We start from the raw sequence: 363 nt of genomic DNA, 5'->3' as shown, positions 1-363 counted from the left end.
ATCAGTTACCACAGCACTAAATGTATTTGAGACTGGTAAACCTCCATCGGCTGGAATGGCCAATGCGCCTGTCCAAACGAAAGTATAATCATCTATATTTCCTGAAGTAAGGATATCATCATTAAAGTTATTGATATCAAAACCTACTGCTTCATCTGCACAGTAAGATGCAGATGTGGCTTGTAATGCAGGATCTGGATTAACGGTAATTACTACCTCTGTTTCACTGGTGCAACCTGTTGTATTATCAGTCACAACAGCTCTGAATGTGGTTTCCTCTGGAGTTCCACCATCGACTGGAATGGCCAATGCGCCTGTCCAAACAAAAGTATAATCAGCTACATTGCCGGAAGTAAGGATATC

Annotated in this window: 1 protein-coding gene; it reads right to left on the bottom strand. The window is 41.6% G+C overall.

Annotated elements, in window-relative coordinates; translation table 11 throughout:
• On the bottom strand, nucleotides 1-363 hold a 363-nt coding region (locus OM075_RS25835; RefSeq protein ID WP_301193417.1), incomplete at both ends, for a hypothetical protein.

Source organism: Plebeiibacterium sediminum, from assembly GCF_026013605.1.
In the GTDB taxonomy this organism is placed as follows: Bacteria; Bacteroidota; Bacteroidia; order Bacteroidales; family Marinilabiliaceae; genus Saccharicrinis; species Saccharicrinis sediminus.
The sequence above is the reverse complement of the archived record's forward strand: the minus strand, read 5'-3'. Positions and strand labels throughout refer to the sequence as shown.